General features: G+C 36.1%; 19 protein-coding genes. 5 read left to right on the plus strand and 14 right to left on the minus strand.

Going from position 1 to position 23,702, the window contains the following annotated elements; genetic code table 11:
- The first annotated feature begins 17 nt into the window (after positions 1-17).
- A complete protein-coding gene (locus tag ABD682_RS11960; RefSeq protein ID WP_344741658.1) occupies positions 18-1,226 on the plus strand; it encodes a hypothetical protein in 1,209 nt (402 codons plus the stop codon).
- Positions 1,227-1,238: 12 nt separating this feature from the next.
- Here the strand turns inward: ABD682_RS11960 and ABD682_RS11965 are convergent, their stop codons facing one another.
- From ABD682_RS11965 to ABD682_RS12000, 8 genes are all read right to left on the minus strand, one after another.
- Positions 1,239-2,021, minus strand: a complete 783-nt coding sequence (locus tag ABD682_RS11965; protein WP_344741659.1) for an ABC transporter permease — start codon at positions 2,019-2,021, stop codon at positions 1,239-1,241.
- A complete protein-coding gene (locus ABD682_RS11970) occupies positions 2,014-2,721 on the minus strand; it encodes an ABC transporter ATP-binding protein (RefSeq protein ID WP_344741661.1) in 708 nt (235 codons plus the stop codon). Before ABD682_RS11970 ends, ABD682_RS11965 begins: the two co-directional genes overlap by 8 nt.
- On the minus strand, positions 2,715-3,959 hold the full coding sequence (locus ABD682_RS11975) for a nitrous oxide reductase family maturation protein NosD (protein ID WP_395360984.1): 1,245 nt from the start codon (positions 3,957-3,959) through the stop codon (positions 2,715-2,717). The genes ABD682_RS11970 and ABD682_RS11975 overlap by 7 nt, the downstream gene beginning before the upstream one ends.
- A gap of 58 nt (positions 3,960-4,017) precedes the next feature.
- Positions 4,018-4,452: a nitrous oxide reductase accessory protein NosL gene (locus ABD682_RS11980; protein WP_344741663.1), complete on the minus strand. Its 435-nt coding sequence runs from the start codon at positions 4,450-4,452 to the stop codon at positions 4,018-4,020.
- A 13-nt stretch (positions 4,453-4,465) separates the two neighbouring features.
- The gene (locus ABD682_RS11985; protein ID WP_344741665.1) at positions 4,466-5,056 is read right to left on the minus strand and encodes a hypothetical protein; all 591 of its coding nucleotides are present in this window, start codon (positions 5,054-5,056) and stop codon (positions 4,466-4,468) included.
- Between the two features lie 87 nt (positions 5,057-5,143).
- The gene (nosZ, locus tag ABD682_RS11990; protein ID WP_344741666.1) at positions 5,144-7,108 is read right to left on the minus strand and encodes a Sec-dependent nitrous-oxide reductase; all 1,965 of its coding nucleotides are present in this window, start codon (positions 7,106-7,108) and stop codon (positions 5,144-5,146) included.
- Positions 7,109-7,130: 22 nt separating this feature from the next.
- Positions 7,131-7,700 (minus strand): fasciclin domain-containing protein, encoded by a 570-nt coding sequence (locus tag ABD682_RS11995; protein WP_344741668.1) that lies wholly within the window; start codon positions 7,698-7,700, stop codon positions 7,131-7,133.
- Complete coding sequence (locus ABD682_RS12000; protein WP_344741669.1) at positions 7,700-8,215, minus strand: c-type cytochrome; 516 nt, start codon at positions 8,213-8,215, stop codon at positions 7,700-7,702. The genes ABD682_RS11995 and ABD682_RS12000 overlap by 1 nt, the downstream gene beginning before the upstream one ends.
- A 141-nt stretch (positions 8,216-8,356) precedes the next feature.
- Between ABD682_RS12000 and ABD682_RS12005 the strand changes: the two genes are divergently transcribed.
- The gene (locus ABD682_RS12005; RefSeq protein WP_344741671.1) at positions 8,357-8,788 is read left to right on the plus strand and encodes an RrF2 family transcriptional regulator; all 432 of its coding nucleotides are present in this window, start codon (positions 8,357-8,359) and stop codon (positions 8,786-8,788) included.
- Between the two features lie 504 nt (positions 8,789-9,292).
- Here ABD682_RS12005 and ABD682_RS12010 read toward each other — a convergent pair.
- The 6 genes from ABD682_RS12010 to ABD682_RS12035 all read right to left on the minus strand — a co-directional run bounded on the left by ABD682_RS12010 (position 9,293) and on the right by ABD682_RS12035 (position 17,496).
- On the minus strand, positions 9,293-10,522 hold the full coding sequence (locus ABD682_RS12010; RefSeq protein WP_344741672.1) for a glycoside hydrolase 5 family protein: 1,230 nt from the start codon (positions 10,520-10,522) through the stop codon (positions 9,293-9,295).
- Positions 10,523-10,607: 85 nt separating this feature from the next.
- Positions 10,608-12,176: a glycosyl hydrolase gene (locus ABD682_RS12015; RefSeq protein WP_344741674.1), complete on the minus strand. Its 1,569-nt coding sequence runs from the start codon at positions 12,174-12,176 to the stop codon at positions 10,608-10,610.
- Positions 12,169-13,350 carry an AGE family epimerase/isomerase gene (locus ABD682_RS12020; protein WP_344741675.1) on the minus strand — a complete coding sequence of 394 codons (1,182 nt, stop codon included), beginning with the start codon at positions 13,348-13,350 and terminating at the stop codon, positions 12,169-12,171. The genes ABD682_RS12015 and ABD682_RS12020 overlap by 8 nt, the downstream gene beginning before the upstream one ends.
- Positions 13,350-14,465, minus strand: a complete 1,116-nt coding sequence (locus ABD682_RS12025) for a glycoside hydrolase family 130 protein (RefSeq protein ID WP_344741676.1) — start codon at positions 14,463-14,465, stop codon at positions 13,350-13,352. The genes ABD682_RS12020 and ABD682_RS12025 overlap by 1 nt, the downstream gene beginning before the upstream one ends.
- 74 nt (positions 14,466-14,539) lie before the next feature.
- The gene (locus ABD682_RS12030) at positions 14,540-16,378 is read right to left on the minus strand and encodes a sodium:solute symporter family protein (RefSeq protein WP_344741677.1); all 1,839 of its coding nucleotides are present in this window, start codon (positions 16,376-16,378) and stop codon (positions 14,540-14,542) included.
- 2 nt (positions 16,379-16,380) lie between these two features.
- Entirely contained in the window at positions 16,381-17,496 is a 1,116-nt protein-coding gene (locus ABD682_RS12035) for a glycoside hydrolase family 26 protein (protein ID WP_344741678.1), read from the minus strand.
- Between the two features lie 190 nt (positions 17,497-17,686).
- Between ABD682_RS12035 and ABD682_RS12040 the strand changes: the two genes are divergently transcribed.
- The 3 genes from ABD682_RS12040 (at position 17,687) to ABD682_RS12050 (ending at position 23,696) form a co-directional block, all read left to right on the plus strand.
- A complete protein-coding gene (locus ABD682_RS12040) occupies positions 17,687-18,559 on the plus strand; it encodes an AraC family transcriptional regulator (RefSeq protein ID WP_344741679.1) in 873 nt (290 codons plus the stop codon).
- A 434-nt stretch (positions 18,560-18,993) separates the two neighbouring features.
- Complete coding sequence (locus ABD682_RS12045) at positions 18,994-22,098, plus strand: SusC/RagA family TonB-linked outer membrane protein (RefSeq protein ID WP_344741681.1); 3,105 nt, start codon at positions 18,994-18,996, stop codon at positions 22,096-22,098.
- 26 nt (positions 22,099-22,124) lie between these two features.
- On the plus strand, positions 22,125-23,696 hold the full coding sequence (locus ABD682_RS12050) for a RagB/SusD family nutrient uptake outer membrane protein (RefSeq protein ID WP_344741684.1): 1,572 nt from the start codon (positions 22,125-22,127) through the stop codon (positions 23,694-23,696).
- The last annotated feature ends 6 nt before the right edge of the window (positions 23,697-23,702 follow it).

Consider the following 23,702-nt stretch of genomic DNA (forward strand, 5'->3'; position numbering starts at 1 on the left):
TGTTTAATAATTCAAATATGTCAAAACGATTTGTTGTAGTATGCTTATGTAATTTTTTATTTGCTGCCTTACTGGGTTTGACGCTTAGGTATACACATATTAATGCCTTACCAATTAATTACCGGTATTTAACACATGCACATTCTCATGTGGCCATGTTAGGGTGGGTGTATTTAATGTTATATTCGCTTATTGTTCATTACTTTATTCCGGAAAAGAAACCTGTGTTTAACAGGTTATTCTGGGTTACGGAAATTGCAGTAGTTGGCATGTTGCTTAGCTTCCCATTTCAGGGGTATGCCGCTGTATCCATTACATTTTCTACGCTGCATATTTTATGTAGCTATTACTTTGCCTTTCTTGTTTGGAAACATCATAAAATAAAAAATAAGCCTTCAAGGGTTTTATTGAAGGCAGCTATTATTTTTATGCTCATTTCAACACTTGGCGTTTGGTGTTTAGGTCCGGCCGTTACCATGGCAGGTCAGGCTTCTGCCTTTTATCAAATAGCGATTCAATTCTTCTTACATTTCCAGTTCAACGGGTGGTTTGTTTTTGCCGTTATAGCCTTGTTTTTCAACCGTTTAGCAATATGCGATTCTAAGGAATTTCATTGGTTTTTTAAGTTGTTCATAGCCGCCACAATTCTTACTATGGCCTTACCGGTTTACTGGTTTGCGCCTCATATATTATTACTTTGGATCAACGGGATCGGGGTTGTGTTACAATTTTTAGTGATCTTTTTTTTCTTTAAAATTATAAGATCTTATGAGTGGTTGGATTTAATTAACCGATCGAAACTCAACAAAATCCTATACCAATTTGCCGTTTTTTGTTTTACATTAAAAATCGTATTTCAATCCGTTTCCTTGATTCCCGCGATTTCAAAAGAACTTTATTCCTATCACAATTTCGTGATCGGGTTTATTCATTTGATCATGCTAGGTGCCGTAACAGGGTTTTTATTTTCCTTCATAATAGAAAGCGGTTTGGTTCGATTCAATAAGATCCTTCAATTTGCTATCTATATATTTTTATTGGGTTTTGTGCTCACTGAAATGACTTTGCTGGTTCAAGGCAGCAGATTTTATTTTAATCAGGGTTTACTGCCTGGCTACTTTACACTTCTTTTTGTATTTAGCATCTTTTTGACGCTTGGTATTTTTTTGTTGTTGATCAATATTATTTCAACTAAAAATTTAACCACAAAAACCCGTTTTTTATAGCTGCATAGGCATCTAAAAATCCTTTCTTTTAGACTTGTAAACGATTCGAAGTACGGGGAAAAGAACCCACAGAATCAACATGATAAAGGACACAATAATCCCCAAATTCGTTCCAAAAAATTGTTTGAACACCGCTCCAGTATAGCCTAAAAGAGCCGAAATATCAAGCTTTAATAAAATGAGCGTTCGGGATAAATCAATCGGATTGAACATGGTTCCTATTAATGAAAACTTGTCTAAGGGATAATCTTCAAATAAGATCAGGGACATTAAAAACACGCCATCATAAATAATAGCTAAAAGTAACCAAATGAGAATGGCATATCCAAATCCTTTTATTTTATTTTCGTTGGATAAGGCAATATTAAAGGCTAGGGCCGTAAAGATGAATGTTAGGAAGCTTCCTGTAATAATCAACAAGGAAAAATCCCAAATGGCATTCGATTTAAATAAGCCATAAAAAATAAAAGGAATTCCCAGACCTAAGATCAAACTCATGGAGAGCGACAGGGCAACACCCAGGTACTGACCTAAAAAGATGGTCGAACGGTTTAACGGTTGCGCCAATAAAAGTTCGGTGAATTCCTTCGAATTGTAATAATACATAACTCCAAAAATAGTTCCTATTAGAGGTACCAGAACAATGATAACATTCATTAAGGTTATGACCGCTTTTGATAGATCGTTATTCAGAAATAATAATACTATACCAAGCAATAAATAGAAAGCAAAATAGACATAGCTCCATCGGCTTCGCATGAGATCGTAAAAACTGTATTTTAATATTTTAAGCATGATTTTCTGATAATATTGAGGCTATAGCGTGTTCAAAATCTGATTGGCCTGTATTGGTTTTAAGGGTGTTGATGCTGCCTTTGAAATAGATTTTACCTTCTAATAGAAAAACGATTTCATCAGCTATTTCTTCCACAAAACTCATGATATGGGAGGTGATCAAAATGGTTTTTCCTTTGGCTTTTGCCGACTGAATTAAGGCCTTCAACCGTAGTAAGGAAATAGGATCCAATCCTGTGGTAGGTTCATCCAAAATAACCAACGGACTGTCAAACATAAACGTTAAAACCAGGTTTACTTTTTGTTTCGTTCCGCCAGAAAGATTCCCTAGTTTTTTATTCAGAAATGGTTCAAGTTGGAATTGTTTTATGAGCTCCTCATCCTGATCTGTAAAACCTCGTAGATCTTTAATCATTTTAATAAGTTCCTTTACTTTTAGGTTGCCGGGGAAGTTGGCTATTTGTGGTAAATAATCAATGTTATTGCGGTATTTCGGACTTTTCCTGATATTTTTATTGTCAATAGTAATGGTTCCACGATCCGGTATTACCATGCCTAAAATCGATTTTATTAACGTAGTTTTTCCGGAACCATTGGGACCAAGAACGGCAAAAATACCACCTTCCTTAATATCCAGATCAACCCCGGCGAGAACCTGATTTTTACCAAATTTTTTATGTAGATTTTGAATGGTTACCATGTTATTTGTTTCATTTTTGGATGTGGGTCCATGAGATTATCCGGCGTAAATACCGGCGATACTTTTTCAGAAAAATCAATAATATCAATAAATAAACTGCGAAGTAAAATGATAGTTTCAGGCGTTCTGTTAACAACGTATGAAAATAATTTTACAGGACGGTAAGGAACATCTCCGATGCCATTTTTATCAAGGTCATATCCCGTATAATTACTCCAGTAATTCTTGTCAAACCCATTGTCGTTGATATTACTGTTATAGGAAATATCAAAAGAATTATACATGAAATTGTTACTTAGAAACCTGTTGGAATAGCAGGCTCCTCTTACTTTTACCGCCCAACCATTATTCTTAAACGTATTATGTTCATAGGTGATCCTGTTCGAGCCTTCAATATTGATCCCAATGGTATTTTCTGCGAAGGTGTTTCGTTTTATGTCAGCATCGTTAATTTCTTTTAATAAAAGACCGTAAGAAGCTGTTCCCCAATTTTCCTTAAACACATTTTTCAACATTTTTATCTGTTTGGAGAACATAACAGCAACGCCGGCGCCATTAAAGGAAAATGTATTGTTTTCATATACATCATTATTCGAGAACATGAAATGTAAACCATACCGTAAATTATTTGAACTGGTATTATTTTTTATCAGGCAGTCATCTGAAAATTCTAAATAAATACCATCTCTTACGTGAGATACGGTATTATGATCGACAACAACGTTTTTGCAATACCAAAGGTGAATGGCGTTCCCGGAATTATGCTCTTCAATTGCTTCTCCTGTAATGGTGTTATTGATCACTTTGCCATCGGCCGCCTTTTCCAGGTAAATACCGAAAAATAATTTTTCAAGGATCAGATCTTTTATTTCGAAGTATTTACTTCGTTTTACGCGAATGGCAGCAAAATCTTCAGTGTAACTGGTGCCAACATTAATAATTTTTAATCCTTTAATGGTTACATGGTTTGATATTATGGTGATGATTTCACCTTTTAATTCGCCGTCAATAAGTGGATGACCCTCTCCAATAATCGTAAGCGGTTTATCGATAATAATACCATGTTCTTTGTAAATTCCCGGTTTGATCATTATCGTATCGAAATCCGTTGCCTTTAAAACAGCTTCTTTCACGGATGTAATAGCCTGGTCCCGACCAACCGAAATGGATTGTGGCCATAATGTTTGCGACATTACAACGAAAGCGATTAGGATACTATGTTTTAAAAGTGGTGTCATAATAATGTTTCAACCGGAGAATAATTCTTTTGTCAGAAATGGTTTTGGAATTTATATTTTAGTTGAGATAATTACGAATTTCAGACCAGGTATAGAGTGTCCCACCTTTTTCAGATTGCATTTTCACAGCCTCATTTTTTGTAATGAATGCGGTTAAGAAAGCACCCATAGGACTTGGAATATTTTCACTGATCAAAAAGGTTGCTGAGGTAGCATCAAGTAACTTTCCAGGTTCTGTGAAGGCATTTGATAAATAGAATTTCACCTCTTGCTCATCAAATTCCTTTAGAAAATGAATCATACATTCTGCTGAATCGAAGGTATAAACCTTTCCTTTTTTTGTTACTATTTCAGCGGCATGTATTTTGTCAACCACCGTCATATTACAATAATGGCAATGGTCTACGCCGTAGTTAATGGGTTTGGGTTTTACAGTGCAACTATTCAATAAAAAGATAAGTAAAACCAGCATATGTAAGTATAGGATTTTCATTTTAAAAAGTATTTCAAGTTTTAACACGATTCTTTTTTCCAACAAAATAGGCGATCAAGGCGATTAAAATGCCAAGAGTTAAAAAAAGTGCGCCTAATTGGGGATAGGAATGAGCCGTAAAATTCAGAATGTGCTTTGTTCCTAATAATGGTGGTTGAAATCCCATTACCGATCCATCAGGATTTGTAAATTTTAGTATGGCTTTAGGATCTAAATTATGACCATAATCGTGTTCCCAAATGTAAAAATCGTAAATACCTGCAGCACTTACAGCCACCATGTAAATAAACCATCCCAAAAACCATTTATAGTTTCCTTTAAAGGCGATGAACAACCCGATAATTGTTGAAAAAATAATGCCAATCGGGAAAATTTTAAATTCCGGAATAGCATCAGGAATATATTTCATTCCTACATAATGATTCAGTAAATTGATGTTTTTGATATCAAACGGATTGGCATCTGCAAAATCATTAATAAAAATTTTCATACCAAGAGGAATAGGATATTGCGGAGCTTCCAGTGTAATTTTCCATAACGGAAAAATAAAAAGTCCTAAAGGCAATAAAGCCGCTATAAGCATGATGATATTTGACTTTTTCATGATGTTTTATTTTTAAAAAGAAAGGTGAGAGCGAGATACCACTCCCACCTTTCGCGCTATTAACAATTGCAAACTAACCTTGCATTATTAGAAGTCTTCACCTAAAGACCAGGATAAATCAATATTAGAGGAGGCTGGGGAAACCCTAACGTAACCTTGCATTTCCTGATGTAATGCAGAGCAGAAATCAGTACAGTAAAATGGCCAAACGCCTACTTGTTTTGGTTCCCATACAAAGGTTTCGGTTTGTCCGGGCATCACCAGTAACTCGGAGGTGTTAGCACCGATCATGGCAATACCGTGTGGCACATCATAATCCTGTTCCAGGTTGGTCACATGGAAATATACTTTGTCACCTACTTTAATACCTTCAATATTATCGGGTGAGAAGTGACTTCTTATCATGGTCATTTGTACATGTACTTCGTTCCCGTTTCTGGTTACCTTTGTGTCGGCGTCACTTTTTGCCGCATAAGGATGTTTATTGTTTTCCAGTTTGTATAATTTTCTGGATTTTGGGGTTATCAGATCCGCCGGAATACCTGCCGCATAGTGCGGTTCACCGACTGTAGGAAAATCAAGTAACATTTCCATTTTGTCTCCAGTAATATCATAAAGTTGCGCTGATTGTGTTACCTCCGGACCGGTTGGTAAATAGCGGTCTTTGGTAATCTTGTTCATGGCAAGAAGGTACTTGCCAAATGGCGCCGCTGAATTTCCTCCGGGAATCATCACATGTCCTACGGAATAGAAGGTTGGTTTTCGATCCAATACTTCCCAGGTTCCTAATTTCCATTTTACAACCTCAGAGGAAATGAAGAAAGAGGTATATCCGTTTCCTTTATCGTCAAATTCAGTATGTAATGGTCCTAATCCTGCTTGTTCCACAACTCCGGCAAGAACATCTTCGAATTTTAAAATGGGGATACCATAGGCTTCACCATCAAATTTTTTGTTGTCAATGGCATCAAGCATTTTGGTAAAGGAATGTACAGTTAAATTTGCCGATAATTTTCCGTTTCCAACAATGTATTCACCGGAAGGATCAACATCACAGCCGTGTGGTGATTTTGGAGTTGGCAATAAAAATATTGCTCCTGGGACCTCTGATGGTTTTACCTGAACAACTTCCTGCATCATTTTAGAAGTGGCTGTATGATCTTCTTCATTGTAAATATTATGGGCGTATTTTGACGGTACCTTTGTCCCTCCGCCATTGTTCACATAGTCTTCAATTTTTTTCCAATTGATAGCGGCAATAAAATCTTTATCATTTTGAGAGGCATTAACCTCCAAAAGCGAGTTAGCCTCTTCACTATTATAGGTACTAAAGAAGAACCAGCCATGAGATTTTCCTCGTCCGGGATGGGATAGGTCATAATCAAATCCTGGCATAAGGAGCTGAAATTTTATAGACATTTCACCATTTTCAGGATTCACTTTTAAAAATGACAAGGACCCTTTAAAGTTTCCTTTATAATCTTTGATAGACATATCTCTTTGTGGAATCGGAACGGAAAACCGGGTGCCTGCTACCACATATTCGGTGTTCTCTGTAACAAATGACGAACTGTGGTTTCCTGCGCTGTTTGGAATTTCAATGATCTCTGTGGTCTCAAAAGTCGTTAAATCAACCTTGGCAATACGCGGTGTATTGTTCGCGTTGATGTAAACATACCGACCATCGAGTTTTCCATTTGTTTGAGAAATGTCCGGGTGATGCGCATCATCCCAGGGAACAAAACCATGAGAAGTATTTAACATTGCCTTTGTTTCTTCATTATAACCATAGGCTTTTTCGGCATCTTGGGAGAATACCGGGATCACTTTGAATAAACGTCCAGAAGGCAGTCCGTAAACGGATAACTGACCACTAAAACCTCCCGAAATAAATGCGTAGAATTCATCGTATTCTCCGGGTGCTACATATACTTTTTCAGCGGCATTAGTGCCTAATGCGCTATTGGATTTCGTTGATTTTACATTATTGCAACTCGTAAAGGTTAGGGTCAACATTAAAAATCCTACTGATATTTTAAAAATCTGTTTCATTGTTCATTGATTATTTTGTTTGTTAATTTTCAGGTATTATAACTTTGTCTACAACATGTACAATACCGTTTCCGGCAGGAATACTGGCAATGATTTTGGCGCCGCCAACATAGACATCGTCCCCTTTTACTTCCACAGTAACATTTTGATTGCTTGCTTGACCCAAATGCTTGAATTTTTTTAAAAATTCCTTGGAATAATTTCCGGGCGTTACATGATGTTTGAGAATTAAAGCAAGTTTTGCTTTGTTCTCTGGCTTTAACAAATTCTCTACGGTGCCCTCGGGTAAAGAAGCAAAAGCTTCATTGGTGGGGGCAAAAACCATCAGTGGTCCTGCATTTACCAGGGCATTTTCTAAACCGGCGGCCTGCACTGCTGCAACCAGTGTGGTATGATCCTTCGATCCCATGGCGATTTGCAAAACATTAGGTTTGGCAACATCGCCCTTTATAAAGGCCTGCCCTTGTCTGCTTGTATTCTCTTGTGTTTCGGTTGGGGTAGAGGTTTCCTTTTGTTTTTTATTATTGCTCTTACAACTAACCAGCAGAATGGTTAGAAGAACTCCTAATAATATGTTTAGTTTGGTCTTCATTAATTCGGTTGTTTTAAGGTTCTAAAGTATTCCAAGACGGCTCTGGCTTCTTCTTTTGAGAGGTTTTGATTAGCCATGGGAGCACCGTTAAATTCAGCTAACAGGTCTTTAGCTAAAAGATCTTTTTGAATCATGCCCTCAGGATTCAGGATCATGTTCATAACCCACTCTGGAGTTCTTCTATCTAGGATTCCTAAAGGAGCGGGACCAATAAATTTTTTGGTTGGTCTGTGGCATGCGGTACACATTTTATTGTAGATGTCTTTCCCGTGTGACGCCATAGATTGGTCGATTTCCGAACCTAATTCTATTGAAGTTATAGGACCTACTCCTTTATCAGTAAGGTTTATTGTTTCGGAGGCTGCAACTTTTTTAGCTGGAGCTGCAGTAGATTTTTCAGAAGACGATTCTTTTTTTTCATAAGAAAAGGAATCCTTCTTTTTTTCCTCTTTACCTCCGCAACTGATAAATAGACCTAAAAGTACAATGGCGACTAATTTGAGTGTTGATTTCATACGAATTTTAATGTTATATTTAGTTCATTTTTAACTTTATGAAGCAAATGTAAAGGCTGTGAAGTGGATAAAATATGATTTAAATCATATTTAAGACAAAAATGTCTTTTTTATTTTGTATTAATTTAATGATCCCTTAAAATGTTTTCAAATTCATCCAAATATGCCATTAAGGCCGTTTTGTTTTTAGCTATTCATTCTGATGAAAACAATAAGATCATGGTGAAGGATATAGCGGATCCAATTAATGTTCCTCAGGCCTATATTGCAAAATTGTTACAAGAGTTGGCAAAACATAAGTTAATATCTTCCACTCGTGGTCCGAAGGGCGGATTTTTTCTAAGTCAGGATGATAAACAGGGGAATGTACTGGATATTATCAAGGTTATTGATGATGACAAAAAATTGAATTCCTGTATGCTGAGTTTAAAGTTTTGTAATGCCAGTAATCCGTGTCCGATTCATCATTTGGTAAGTCAACCAAGAGATTTGATTATTAATAATTTAAAATCAAAGACCATTTTGGAATTAGCCATTCATGTTGAAAATGGCACCTCAAGATTACCGCTTTAATGTCTTAAAAATGATTAATTCGTCCTTATATTGGAATAAATTAATATGAAATTTATTTGTAGAACGAAGATCTTCTAGAAAGTTTTAACTTTCACCATTCGGGGTCACTATTTTAGCAATGAGTCTCATTAGCCTATAAATAATTTTTATTATAGGTCTATTTTTAAATTTTTAAAAATTTCTAAGATCTGGTTTGAAGTGAGGTATCTGATTCACAAGACTTCAATTTACGCATGAAAATGAAACAGGTATCTAATTGGAATTTGATACTTCAAATGAACTAAACTTCCAATTCAATAATTTGCTTAATATCTTCCAAAAAGTTTGAACTTTTGCCGCTCGGGGTCACGAAGAAAAAACGCTCAAGAATATTTGAGCGTTTTTTTTGTTTTGTTTTTAGTGTCTTTTCAACCTTACTGTTTTTGTGATATCTTCTATTGTTGTTCACAAAAAAACTTTTATTCAAGTTATTGTTTCACTATTAGTTAAGGAAATTGTGTAGAGTTATTTCATCAGTTTTCGATTATAATTTCGAATTAATTCAAGTGTGATGGAATCTGATGCAAAAACCGAGTTTAATCCTTGTGGCTCCTCTGGTGGGTCGGCAATAAAATCATCTCCTTTTTTCCATTTACCGTTTTTGGAAATCCTATCGCCATAACCTGCAAATCCCCAAAAATTTAATCCTTGTAAAATTCCGTTGGGTTGCTTTTGGTTTAGTAAATAATTGAATATGGCATTAAAATAGGCATCTCTATTTTTAACTGAAGTATTTTTAAAAAGATTTTCTTTGTCACGGGGTAATCCAAATTCCGACATAATTATAGGCTTACGTAAAGATTCAGCAACGTTTATATGTTCATCCATATATTCAAAGGTTTTTTTAAAAGATGGAGGCAGGGTTTCAGATTCATTATTCTTATCATACCAACCCCAGTTTTTGGGCCAGATGTGCATGGTTAAGTAATCGATTTTAGGATTACTGTGAAGTCTTTTATACATATCCATATCCTGTAAAAAACCTGCTTTTCCTTCAGCTCCTGTAGAAATGAGGTGAACAGGATCGAGTGAGTCAATGAGCTTTACAGTTTCATTCAACCATTCAGCATACGATTTTTCGTGATCCGGACTCATCATCACGCGTGGTTCATTGGCTACCTGCCATGACATGATGGTATTATCTTTTCTATATTTTATTTTAGTATATCGGTTTTTTCGACCCATAATAAATTTTACATGCTTATAAAAGGCTGTTTTGCAAGGTTCGCAACTTTGAAACTGTTTGGTGTAGTTTTGAAAGTCATCCCAGTTATACTCCTCAGTTAAGGGTTTTGGAATAGGTCCATAACCATTCCATTCCAGGTACTGCGCCATGCCTCCAGACCAATTCCAATTATTAGTTAAAAACAGAACGGCATACATGTTACGCTTGCGCATTTGGGCTAATAAAAAATCCAATCCGTCCAGTAGATCCTTGTTATAAATGCCTTGTTCCGGCTGTAAAACTGGAGAAATTTGAAAATCACCTCCATCACCGTCGGCACCTACCAGAATTCTAAGATTATCAATTCCAATGCTTTTCATTAGATCTAACTCACGAATCAGGCGTTCCCGATCTCCTGATTTTTTAGCTCCAATTAAAGGGCCATACCAATAATTTGTACCAATAAAATAATAGGGCGTATTTCCTTTTAAAATTCTTGAATCTTTCACTGATATCAAGGGAATTTTCATTTTGCCAATTTTTCTGTATTCTGCACTTTTACAGGATACAAGGAATATGATACAGGTGATAAAAAGTAAAAATTTTAAACGGTTGCTAAAGCGGTAATGCATACAGGTCTGGAATTTCATTTTGTAAAAGGGATTCTTGTTTGTTAGCAAATAGTATAAAATCGCCGGTTGTAGATTCGCCTGGTGGAGGCGTACAATACCGGTCTTTGGAGTTATTCCAGAACATCATGAAGGATAACTCTACATCATTATTTGTTAAAGCCTGATATAGGTTTTTAGAATAAAATTGCGGATCGGGATCCGTAACACCCGGTTCAACAAAGTAGCCAGATTCCGTTAGAGCTGCTAGTTTAACTTTTTGGATAGCGAGATCACTAATAATTTTTAATTTTTTATTGGCATCGTCTACGCCCATTTGTGTCATACTGATAAAATCACCATAATTATCCATTCCTAAAACATCGACATAGGCATCTCCGGGATAATGATTTAAATATTCAGACTCCGTAGTAAATTTATTATCGGGGGAATATGCAAAAAGTATATTGTTTACGGACTGTACATCTCTTAAATATTCTACAGTGAATTGCCATAATGTTATAAATTCCTGAGGTGTACAATATGGAGCACCCCACCAAAACCAATCACCATCAAACTCGTGAAAGGGTCTGAAAATAAAAGGAATTAAATTACCATTTGAATCAATTAAACTGTTGGCGATTTCTGCTATTTTATCAAGTTTACTTTTATAATAATCATGATTGCTTCCACCAGGTAAAATACTTTTAAAGGCATTTTGTTTTTGAAAATTGGTCATCTGACTGGTGTAAAATTCTTTACCTTCGAAGGGTTCCCTGAAGTGCCAGGCAAAAATATTGACCATGCCTTTGTTATAAGCTTCAATAACATGTTGTTTTATGGCCTGCTCTTGCTGATAATACCAATTCGTTGTCGTTCCTGTATTGGCGTCATCGGTTATAAACATAAAGTCTGAACCTAATAATGCCGGGTCACTACCGGTCGTTTTTTTTATGTCTGAGTCACCCCCAACATCCCTATAGAAACTGCTAAACGCATCATGCTGACCCACAATATAATTTGTTTTTGAAAGTGTTTTTAGATTATAAAACAGAGCTACGGTTTCATTAGTTGCATTTGGGTTTACCATGTATGCGGAGGTTTCTCCCGGAAGAAGTGTAAAGGATGCGGTATTAGCAGATATGGTTATCATCGCCGATTTTGCTGGGCTCAGTGTTACTTGAGGATTGTTGGTGTTAATCAGGGTTAGGGTAATGGTCTCGTTATCTTCAGATTCGGTATCCTCATAAACTTCTATTGGAATTACAATTGAAATGGTGTTTGCCGGAATACTAATTTTAGTATCAAGTGCTTTATAGTCGCTGCCATTAGTTGCTGATCCACTTATCGTGTAGTTTACCGTTGTAAGCTTATCAACTGCTTTTGTTAGTGCTATTTTGAATACACCATTCATCGAAGGTTCAGAAACTACATTGGTTTCAGTAGAAATTGAAATCTGCGAAGTCACGGTAGGTTCGTTTGGGGTTGCTTCTATTTGATCCTTGCTACAGCTATCAAGCATTAAAGTTGCCCAGCCAACCACAAATATTTGTATGAAATGCTTGAGTTTATTCATTGATCAATATGCATGCTCGAGTTACGTGATAAGGGGCTTTCCACATACTTACTTTGTCTTCTTCAGAGTAGGGTTCTCCTTTATGGTTAACTCTAAAATGCCATTCGCCATATTCGTGATCTAGTAAATGTTTTTTTGAGTAATCCCATATTTTTAGAGAAGCGTTAAGGTAATCCGGGTTGTTGGAAATATTATAGACATATTTCAATCCAATAAGGCCTTCTACCTGTGGCCACCAATGCCTGTCGGTATCGGTTTTATGAGTTAAAAAGTTGGTTTCATTGAGCACAGAACCATCAATGTCAATGCCTTGTTTTAAAAATGTGTTAGCCACTTGAATAGCAATATCTTTTGTTTTTTGGATGAGTTTAGTATCGTTCAATGATTCTGCAGCTACCAAAACCAGCCAGGCCGATTCAATATCATGACCGAAAGAAACTGTATTGCTCATCACATTCCAATGGCGGTCGAAAAACAAATCATAATGATAATTAGCATTTAGAATTTTTTGATTCATGATCTCCACCAAATTCTTAAGAGCTGCTCTCAAATTTTTAGTGTCATGAATTTTTAATAAACTGGTATATGCTTCAAGAATATGAAGGTGCGTATTCATACTTTTTGCGGCGTTCATATCTTTATTACTGAGTCGCATATCCTCTATGGGAGACCAATCCTCATTGAAGGCTTCAAAGTAGCCACTTTCTTCATCGTCTTTGGCGTAATTTTCAAGACATTCGAAAAGTTCAATAGCCCACGTTTTTGCTGCTTCATTTTTAGAAAAGGAATAATATTCCGAAAGGGCATAAATAGCAAACGATTGGGCATAAACTTGTTTGCGTTTATTAATGGGTTTACCTCGATAATCAACTTCCCAAAAAACGCCTTTGTATCCGGTATCTCTAAAATGATTTTGTAGATATTGAAAAGCTCTCTCGCATATGGCATTATAGGACTTCGTTTTTAAATAATTTGATGCCGCTGCGAATGACCATAGAATTCGGGTATTTAGTATGATTCCTTTTGAAGCCTGAGGAACCACGTTGTTATAAAAATCAATCTTTCCAACAAAACCACCATATGCCTCATCCTGAGTTTTTTGCAACCAATAGGAAAGTAACCTTAAAAGCTCGTTGTGTAATTCTTTTTGTAATTTTGGATATTCCGCATTCATTAATACAATCCCTTATTCTTATCAATTAAATCGATTATAGTTTCTACAGAACCTTTGGATGTAAATTTATCTTCAGGGGTGTTTGTAACGTAATCAACTAACCGGTCAACGGTAGATGTCGCTACGTGCATTCGGGTATCACATGATGCGTAATAGATATATACTTTACCATCACAATCCTCAATCCAGCCATTTGAAAATAGTACATTAGATACATCGCCATGTCGTTCTTCACCTAAAGGGGCCATAAAATGCCCTGCGGGTTTATGAATTACCTTTGAAATATCGTTTAAATCAGTCATAAACATATACAAGGTATACCGTAGGCCTGAAGCCGTATTTCGCACACCATGCGCCAGATGCAACCAACCCTTGTTAGTTTTAATTGGTGAAGGGCCTAAGCCGTTTTTGAGTTCGTAGATAGTATGGTATTGTCGCGTGTATATTATTTTTTCATCCTCTAAAACAGGGTTTTCCATGTTCTTAATATATCCCAAACCAATGCCTCCGCCGCTACCAACATCAACAAACCCGTCTTGTGGTCTGGTGTACAAAGCATATTTTCCCTTAACGAATTCAGGGTGTAATACAACATTGCGTTGCTGGCTTGCAGAAGATATTAAATCTGGCAGACGCTCCCAGTTAATTAAATCGTGAGTTCTTACAATACCGGCATTCGCTACGGCCATACTGGTGTCTCCTTTAGGGGCGTTCGGATCTTTTCTCTCGGTACAAAAAATACCATAAATCCAACCGTCTTCATGCCTAACCAAACGCATATCATACACATTTGTTTCGGGATTTTCTTTAATTTCAGGTATCACACAAGGTTTATCCCAAAACTTAAAATTGTCAATACCATTCGGGCTTTCAGCGATAGCAAAAAACGATTTCCGATCATTACCTTCAACTCTTACGCATAACACGTAATTGTCATGCCATTTTATTGCACCGGAATTCATTGTAGCATTATAGCCAATACGCTCCAGGGAATTCGGATTTGAATCCGGATTTAAGTCATAACGCCAATGTATTGGAATATGATCAGAAGTTAATATTGGCTTTTTATAGCGAACGTAAATCCCATTGGAATCTTCTTCCGGTAGGTTTTTCATACAGATTAACTTGTTATGATTATGTATGAGTGACTCTAACGTTTGGTTTTTAGTTTTGATTTGTTGATTCATAATTAATCTAATTTTTTATTGAGGGAGTTCCACCAATATTTCTTTAATAATATCAAACATATAATTGTTACCGCGAGTGTGACAAATAATGGAATTGTTTGTCTAAAAATTAAATACATGGGTAATATTACCAGAGCGGTTTGTGCTATCACACCAATAACTACATTGAACATATCAATTCCAAAATCAGTATTTTTTTTAATGACGGTGCCTTCCGCTATAATTTTATCATGAACAGGTTTCCAGAATCCCCAGGGTCTCACATTTATATAAAAAGTTTTAAGTACTTTTTCTTCTGTTGGGGGAGCGGAATAGGTTCCGAGTACAGAGCCGATTACAGATATAAGAAGCAATAGCGGGAAAAGGTACAGGCTCAGAACCTCTGGGAAAAGTTCCGGAATGATCGCGGCAGCTATCAAACCTGATACCATACCCCAGAAAAACCCTTCCCCGTTAAAGCGCCACCAGTGCCATTTTAAAATATTGGCTCCAACATAACTACCGTATAAAACTGATACAATCCATTGTAGTACAGAATTCACATCTTTTGCAAATAAGCCAATGATGATGCTGATAATAACAACGAGAATACCCATGATATAGTTCATGTTTTTGATTTGCTTTGAGGATGCATTTTTGTTTTTGTATTTCAAATAAATATCATTCACGATATAGGCCTGGGCAGCATTTAGCGTACCGGCAAAGGTTGACATGAATGCTGAAATTAAGCCGGCTAACAAAAGCCCAAGTAGGCCAACCGGAACAAATTCTTTGATGGCGTTTGGCAAAATGAGCTCAAAATCGATGTTTCCGGCGGTATTCATCAAATCCATTTTTTCGTAGAATATTAAGGCTAAAGCACCAAATCCGGCGATCATTAGATACCTGACAGGCATTAGTATTACAGAAACAAAGCCACTCATTTTGGAAGCTTCAGCGGGTGATTTTGTGGATAATATTTTTTGCATATCGTAATTGGGTGCAGGTCCTGCAATACTCACAAGAATGCCCTTGAACACCATCATCATGAAGAAAACTGTAAATAAACTAAATCCGTCCTCCCTAATTTTTTGGTTTACTTCAGGTATAATATGCGCCCAATCCAGGTTGAGCTCCCAACCAAAAAATGGACTTAACCAACCCTCTGGTACATTTAAACCGTAATTACCTACAGCTACAAATCCTAAATAACCAATGACTACTGCTGAAATGGTCATTATAGCAAACTGAATAACATCAGCCCAAACAATACCAGACATGCCGCCCAAAAGAGAATAGAATACCGCAAAACAAGTAAAAATAATACCATAGAAATGGGGGACAAACTGCGGTGCTATGGAAAAAGGAACATACTTGCTCGCCACTTCCCAGGGGATAAATATTTCAACAAATTTCCCTAATCCAATAAAACCATAGGCTAAAAAGCCAAGGCATAAAACCAGAGCAAATATCACAACAATAATATGTGAAAGCTTAGCGCCCTTTTCAAAACCAAAACGTGTTCCTATCCATTCTGCGCCCGTTGTTGCTCTGGAACGGCGTAACCATTTGGAAAGATATACCATTAAAAAAACCTGATTAAAAATAGGCCATAACCACGGTATCCATGCACTTTTTAAACCATAAACGAACATTAATGTTACCAACCAAATTGTTCCGGAAATATCGAACATTCCGGAAGCGTTGGATAGCCCAAGTAAATACCACGGAATCCTGTTACCGCCAAGCAGATAATCTTCTTTACTGCGTTGTGCCTGGTTCTTCAGTAATAAACCTATGATAACTATAGCTAGCAAGTATAGTACAATAATCAAGATATCAACGGAGTGTAATAAGTTCATTATTAGAGTTCTTTTATGTCTTTGAGGAATAAGGTTTTGGGAAATTCTGCAAATTTTATAAAGTCAGTGGCATTCTTTTGTCCTTGAAAAGGAATATAGTGATGACTCTCACGAGCATTTCTCCAAAAAAGGACCCAAGATATTCCTGAATTTTTCACCGTTGGATATAAGACATTCGTAAACCAGTTCGTAGTATCTATTTTATCTAAACCCGTTTCAGTAAGGGCGTAAAGTTTATTTTTGGCTGTAGCAATTGTTTTTAAAAGGTTCAGATCATTTTTTAAGGCATTTTTATAATTTTCCGAATCTTCAAAATCATATATGTCGATACCTAAAATATCTACATAATTATCTCCCGGATAATATTTTAAATAATCTTCATCCTGATTAAGCCAATTAGGTGAATAGGCGTATAATAAGTTATGAACCTTATGCTCATCCCGCAACGAAGTTATGGTTTCAATCCATAATTTTTTATAATCTTCAGGTATACAATTGTTGGCTCCCCACCAAAACCAGCTACCATTCATCTCATGATAAGGTCTAAAGATCACAGGAATTTTTCTTCCTCTGTATTTTAAACTTTTAAAAAATTTAGCAACCCTTTCAATCCAGAGGTTATATTTCTCCTTGTATTCCCCCTTGCTGATAATTTTATTTACAGCAGGGATAGTGTCCCAGGAGCTTCCATTAGTTATGGGGTTGTCCGCATGCCAACTAACCGTTATTAAACCACCTTCTTTGTAGGCTTCGGTTATCAGTTTTTTCATCGTAACGAAATTTACCGAATCCAGGTTTTTAGTATCTCCTAACTCTATATGCCCGATATCAAAACCAAATACGGCTGGAAAATCTCCACTCAGATCCATCATATCGCTTTTTTTCAAGAGGGTAGAATCGTTTTGTTTCCATCTTATACCATAAGATGTTGCATCTTGCTGGCCAATAGCAAATCCTTTTTTAGACAATACATAAAGTTTCTTATGGAGTTTTTTTGTTGAACGGGTCAATTTCGAGTCTACTAAATCAGGTTTTTGATAGGCTTCGTTGTAAAGTGATTTACATGAGCAAAGGATAAAAGCTGATAAAAATAAAATAGGGTATAGCTTGTGGTACATTACAAATTTGGAAACGGTTAGTTGGTATGTATTACATAATTTCGATAAAATTCTATTATGGAATTTATAAATTAATACCATAATAATGAGCATGTGCAACCCACGAATAACAAAATTAATTATATTTACCCTCAAATCCTGATATTATTTTGTCAATAACTGAACCTAAAAACACAAATACCATATTCAAATGGCAAAAAAAGTAAAAAGAGAAATCACCCCTTTAGCGGCTGGAGACAGCTTTTTGGTTTTTGATCGAATAAAGTCAGAATTTGACTTTCCTATTCATTTTCATCCTGAATTTGAGCTTAACTTCATTAAAAATGGTAAAGGAGTAAAACGTATAGTAGGAGATAGTGTTGAGGAGATTGAAAATATCGAACTGGTATTAATTGGTCCAAATTTGCATCACGGTTGGTTGACTAATAATGTAAAGGGCAGATCCTTTCATGAGATCACCATGCAATTCCATGAAGATCTTTTTGATGAAAAATTATTGTCCAAACAAATCATGAAACCTATAAAGGATATGCTTAGTCGATCGGTTCACGGTATTTTGTTTTCTGAAAAGACAACTAGTAGTATGTACGAGAGGTTCAAGCGGATCTCAAAGATTGATGGTATGGATTATTTTCTAGAATTCTTATCCATTTTATACGATTTATCAAATTCCAGAAATCAAAGGCTTTTGTCTACCTATACAGCAGGAAAGGAAAGCTTTGAGAATAGTGATAAAATAAAGACAGTTTATGATTATGTGCATGAACATTACGGTCGGAAAATTACGTTACAAGAAATTTCAAACCTGGTTAATATGAGTGAGGTTTCATTTAACAGATTTATAAAGAAACGTACTGGAAAAACTTTTGTAGATTATGTTAATGATGTCAGAATTGGTTATGCGACTATGAAATTAATAGAAAAGGATCACAATATTTCAGAAATTGCTTTTTCTTGTGGTTTTAATAATATTGCTAATTTCAACCGTGTCTTTAAAAAGCTTAAAAAACGCACGCCGAGTCAGTATGTTCAGGAATTTTCCGGTATTAAGAGGATTTTATAAAGCCAATATCTTAGATGGTGTTATTATATATCCTCAACTTCGAATACTTATTATATATAGTTGATAAGCAAGATATTAATAAAGAAATAATATTTGATGCGTCATTTAAGCTTTTATTTATCGGTGTAATTAGCACATTTCTTTAATTAAAAAACGATTAGTTTTATTTCTTACAATTCTTAAAAATTACCGTGGTTAGGTATCAATTCTTACCCTTGATATTTCATGATTTTTGATATTCCAATACCATTATTTCTTTTTTTTTATCTCATTTTCTAAGTATTTCGATTTTTTATTATTAGTGAATGACAAAATAGTATTATAGTTAAGTGCTTTTTAGTTTTAATTTTGATTTCTAAACCTTGAGTACACATTTTCATACAATAAAGAAAGTGCTTTACTCCAAACAGTTACTAACTTAACTAATTTAAACCATGCTAAAATTATTTACGAATAACTTTTTTCGTATCGGTAAACATTACTTCTTTTTTGTGTTGTTTTGTATCTTAAGTCAATTTTTGTCGGCTCAAAATACGATTCAGGGAACAGTTACTGATTCAAACGGCATTCCTTTAGCCGGAGTAAATATTATCGAGAAAGGGACATCAAATGGTGTTGTTTCAAATTTTGATGGATTTTATAGTATTAAAGTCGCTGAAGAGGCTGCTTTGGTATTTAGCTTCCTTGGATTTGTTACGACCGAAATTAAAGTAACGAGCAGTTCAACCCAAAATATTCAACTTGAAGAAGACCTTGAAAGTCTTAACGAAGTTGTAGTGATTGGATACGGCTCTCAGTTAAAAGAAGAAATTTCAGGTGCTGTTTCCACTATTGAAACCAAGGATTTGGAGACGATTCCTCAGGTAAGTGTTGATCAAATGATGCAAGGTCGCGCTGCCGGTGTAAATGTAACTACTAACTCGGGTCAGCCTGGTGCTGCAGTTTCAGTGCGTATTAGAGGAGTTAATTCAATTTCAGGATCTAGTGAGCCATTGTATATTATAGACGGTGTACCGGTTCCCGGTGAATCTGAAGCAGGTGGTACAAGTCCGTTAAATTCATTAAACGAAAATGACATCGCTGATATAAGTATTCTAAAGGATGCTTCAGCAACGGCCATTTATGGTTCAAGAGGCTCTAATGGTGTCGTTATTATTACAACAAAACGTGGTAAAAAAAGTAAAGGAACTATCAGCATTAATTCCTATGTTGGTATTCAGGAACCTACAAATATTCTGGATGTCTTAACACTTCCTGAATATGCCAAACTACAAAACGCCATTAATGATATTTATAATCTTGATCCAATCGTTGAATTTTCTCACCCTGAATTATTAGGTCCCGGAACAAATTGGCAACAAGAAATTTTTAGCAACGCCTATATTGAAAACCATCAAATATCATTTAGAGGTGGTTCAGAAAATGTTAATTATTTTATTTCTGCAGGGCATTTAGAACAAGATGGTACGGTATTAGCTTCGGGTTTTAATCGTTCTACCATAAGAGCTAATATAGATGCGAAGATCAATGACAAAATTAAAGTTGGTATAAATTTAACTGCAAGCCGTGTTAATGAAAAAATCACATTGAACGGGCGAAGTGATGGCATTATAGGGTTATCCCTTTTAAACAGTCCTGCCATTGCGGTCTACAATCCGGATGGGAGTTTTGCTGGCCCCAGTTTAAGAGACGATTTTAGAACTGAAAACCCTATTGCCAAGGCGCTCAGCTTAAAGAATAATTTAAGGCGAAATAGAATTTTAGGGAATATTTATGCTGAATTTCAAATTGCCAAAAATCTGTCCTTCAGAACAGAGTTTGGGGGAGATTTTGGAACTATCCTAAATAATCAATTTACCCCGCGTTATTCCTATGGAGAGATCCAGGTTGCAAACAATACCTTAAGTGTAGCCAATAACTACAATGATTTTTGGATTATTAAAAACTTTTTAACCTATGATAACACTTTTGGTGAAAAACATAAGGTAACCGTTATGGTAGGAACTGAGTCTCAGGAATCCAGCTATGGAGGAGTAACCTCTACTGATGGAAATTTTGTGGGTAATGATTTTCCTGTTTTGGGAACAGGAGATGCTGCAGACAATAATACGCAATTTAAGGCCAGTCAGGCATTAGAATCCTATTTTGGCAGACTCATTTATTCGTTCAACAATAAATATAGTATTACCGCTTCGATGCGAGCTGATGGATCCTCGAAATTTTCGGAAGGCAACAAATGGGGATATTTTCCATCCATCTCGGGTGCCTGGCAATTATCAAAGGAGTCTTTTATGGATGATTTCGACGCCATTCAGAATATAAAAATCTACGGCGGTTACGGTGAAGTAGGAAACCAAAATATACCAAACTTTGCATATGGATCCAGATTAAACCCGGTAAACACCGGATTGGGTACAGGATTTTTAGTAACTAATTTTGCGAATCCTGATTTAACCTGGGAATCATCAACTCAAGCAAACCTTGGTATTGATTTTTCATTATTCAATAATAGTTTAAATGCTACTGTTGAATTGTATAACAAAGTTTCAAAAGATTTCTTATTCCAGTTTGCTTCTACAAATTTTGCTACGGGTGGTATGTCCCCTGGCGCAATTAATCCACCTTGGGTAAACTTAGGTAAAATGGTAAACAAGGGTATTGATGTAACCCTGAATTACAAAATGGATTACGATGATAATTTTTCATGGAATTCAACCTTAACGGTATCCCATTATAAAAATAAGGTAACAGATCTTGGTGATGTTCCTCAAATAAACGGAGCCATGAATATTAATTATGATGGTCAACAAAATATCACCATTACAAGAGCCGGCGATCCAATTGGTCTGTTCTATGGGCTGGAAGTAGAGGGCATTTTTAGATCTGTTGATGATTTTAATGGAGCGCCTATTCAGTATGGACGACCATTTGAAGATGCCCTTTTTGGAACAACCTGGTTGGGTGATATTAAATTCAAAGATCAAAATAATGATGGCGTAATTGATGATAACGACAGAACTGTTATTGGTAATCCGCATCCGGATTTCACGTTTGGTTTCCAAAATTCATTTCGATACAAAAACTTCGACCTTTCAGTGTTTCTTCAAGGCTCTTACGGGAACGATGTGTTTAATGGAATAAATAGGTTGCTAACCGCAGGAAATAGAACATATACCAATCAATTATCATCCGTTTTAGATTACTGGTCTGTGGATAATCCGGATGCCTCAGCTCCTCGTTTGGCGAGAAATGATACGCGAAATATAGAAATTTCGGATAGATACATTGAAGATGGTTCTTATGTAAGAATACAAAATGTCACTATTGGCTATACGCTCGATTCAAAGATTTCAGAGAAAATAGGATTTAGTTTACTTAAAATTTACGGTAGTATTCAAAATTTGTACACATTCACGAACTACTCTGGTTACGATCCTGAAATAGGATCATATAATCAAAACACTCTATTAACAGGTATTGACGCAGGACGATATCCCTCGCCTCGAACCTTTACTATAGGTGTAAATGTTGAATTTTAATTAGAGTTAATTTAAAGAATCATAAAATGGAAAATTTAATCAAAACCAAATATATTTTATTTATTACCGTCCTAATTTTTAGTATTACTTCCTGTGATAAAGAGTTCTTAGATCGCCCACCAGAGGATTCGTTTAACGTTGCTGATTTTTTTCAAACGGAGGATCAGGTTGTGGCCTCTACTAATGCGTTATACTCAGTGCCTTGGTACGATTTTAACGAAAACACGATTTGGGTTTTCGGAGAATTAAGTTCGGGAAATTGTCGTACATGGGATCCGCGTAACGCCGATTTTGTAAACTTTGCTGTTAATGGCAATAATGCTCAAATTAGTAGAACCTGGGAGGCACTTTTTGCTGTTGTTGCTCAGGCCAATACAATAATAAATACATTACCGGAAGCTGTTAATCCAAATGTTCCTTCCGGGGTGGTAAATAATGCATTAGGTGAAGCCAGATTCATAAGAGCTGTAGCTTATTTCTACATTGTTAGAATTTGGGGTTCAGTGCCAATTATTGAAAACAATGCAGATATTGTTCTGGAACCTAAGATAGCGCGAAATCCGGTTGAGGATATTTATAGATTTATCAGAGAAGACCTTGAATTTGCTGTCGCAAATTGCTATCCAAAAATAAGAGGTGCTAATTACGCCGAAAATGCCAGAGTTTCAAGTGGTAGCGCAAAGGCAATGCTTGCTAAGATTTACCTTTATGAAAGAAATTATCAAATGGCCTATCAGCTTGCTGATGAGGTAATAAATTCAGGTGAATTTAAATTATTCGGTGGCGACGGTGCAGATGGCGATTCTTCCGGAAGCTATTTTGATTTATTTATACCTGAGAATGATAATAACCCAGAATCGATATTTGCTCTCCAATGGACGAGCTCCAGCCGTTATTCGGAAGGTAACGGATTACAATCTTTATTGGCTCCATCCGGTTTTACCGGAGGTTCTGATGGATATTCTGCCATTGGTATTTCCCCTGATCTTTTACAAGCTTATGAAGCTGGTGATCTCAGATTTTATGCTACGTTTATGGAGAGGAATGCTTTTTATCCAAATCTTAACGGTGGCTATGTGGTGCCAGATAACATAGATTTTCAGGGAACGCGACACGGAATTAAAAAATACGTTGTAGGAGCAGATTATGCGATTGCTCGGGATGATGGAAGCGGAATTACTTCAACTCCAAATAATACTTACATATTGCGTTATGGTGAATTGTTATTAATTCACGCCGAAGCTGCTTTGAATGGTGGAGGACCAGTTTCCAGTGGAGTTGAATCATTTAATAAAATACGACGAAGAGCGGGCTTACCAGAAATTGCAAATCCTACACTGGATGATGTATTTCATGAAAGACGTATTGAATTGGCTATGGAATTTGAGTTCTGGTATGATGTAGTAAGACAAGATCCCGCCACCGCCATCGCATTTTTAAGCAATACCGATAGAGGAACTTATAACAGTGACACGGGTGAATTACAATCTGAATTTTTTCAAGCAACCATGGATGATTTGTTATTTCCCTATCCAACTGTAGAAACACAAAATAATCCAGCCTTACTAGAGGCTCCAGTACCTTACGATTTCAAATAAAAAGTT

Origin of the sequence: Gaetbulibacter aestuarii (genome assembly GCF_039537665.1) — a bacterium.
In the GTDB taxonomy this organism is placed as follows: Bacteria; Bacteroidota; Bacteroidia; order Flavobacteriales; family Flavobacteriaceae; genus Gaetbulibacter_A; species Gaetbulibacter_A aestuarii.